This is a genomic window from Chryseobacterium sp. 22532 (assembly GCF_052044665.1).
Lineage (GTDB): Bacteria > Bacteroidota > Bacteroidia > Flavobacteriales > Weeksellaceae > Chryseobacterium > Chryseobacterium lathyri.
Genome location: NZ_JBQENJ010000016.1, coordinates 1 through 1,043, shown reverse-complemented (window position 1 = coordinate 1,043; position 1,043 = coordinate 1). Strand labels below are relative to the sequence as shown.

Sequence of the window (1,043 nt, the reverse complement as noted above, 5' to 3'; positions counted from 1 at the left end):
CCAAGCAGTGCATTATCGATGAAAGGAATTCCGGAGATCCAGTTTCCTTTGGTGTTTTCCATATTTCCTTCAAGATCATTTTGTCTTCCCACAAAGTTCCACATCAGGTATCTTACAAAATAATACCCATTCTGGAATGTAATGAAATAGTCCATATTCTGAGCCAGTGAAGGCTTCTGAACATTGATCAGGTTGTAAGGTTTCACTTTCAGGTAATCAGCTGCCGTAATGGATTTGTCTTCATATTTAGCTCTCAGTTCATCAAAGATCTGTTTTGCCTCAGGATTGTCTGCCACATCTTCATTGGCATAATTGAAGGTAAAGTCAGGAGCTCCGTACATAGAAATGTAGTTTGCCATTACATCCTTGTCCTGATTGAACATTCTTGGCATCAGGCTAATCTGAGATTTACTGAATAGGTAATTGAATCGGTCCCCGGTTTTTCTGTAAGTTCCGGTTTTTTCATCTTTTTCATAGATTTCTCCGGTTTTCTTCGTTTTGAAGCTTCCGTCTTCATTCTTCTCAATTCCGTTGGCATCAAGGAAAGCGGTATAGTTTTGACCGTAGATAGTCGGCCAGTCACCGTATTGCTCCCTGTTGTAATAATCCAGCATACCAATGGCAGTATCAGGATCATTAAGGTTCATTGGTGGATTCGCATTCGCTCTGATAGGAATAACCATCCAGCATGAGAATCCAATGATCATATAAACCACTGACAGTGCAGCCGTCTGATATATATTTTTCTTTGCTCTTCTGGCATATTTAATCAGGAGATAAGATATTACAACCATCAGAATAAATGCTACTATCGTTCCTGAATGGAAAGGAAGTCCAAGCCCGTTCACAAAGAATATTTCCAGTCTTCCGAACATCGTCATGATCAATGGGAAGATAATTTTGAAAACAATGATCAGGATTCCCAGTGTGATTGCGTTGGCCCAGATAAAGTTCTTCCAGGTAAATTTATAATTTCTTGCATAGTATACCAGACATACCGCCGGAACTGCAAGCATCCCCATCATATGAACCCCTACTGAAAG

At 40.0% G+C, this 1,043-nt stretch carries 1 pseudogene; it reads right to left on the bottom strand.

From position 1 onward, the window contains the following. Nucleotides 1-1,043: pseudogene (locus ACTJIV_RS20300) on the bottom strand (DUF2723 domain-containing protein); the annotation flags it as partial.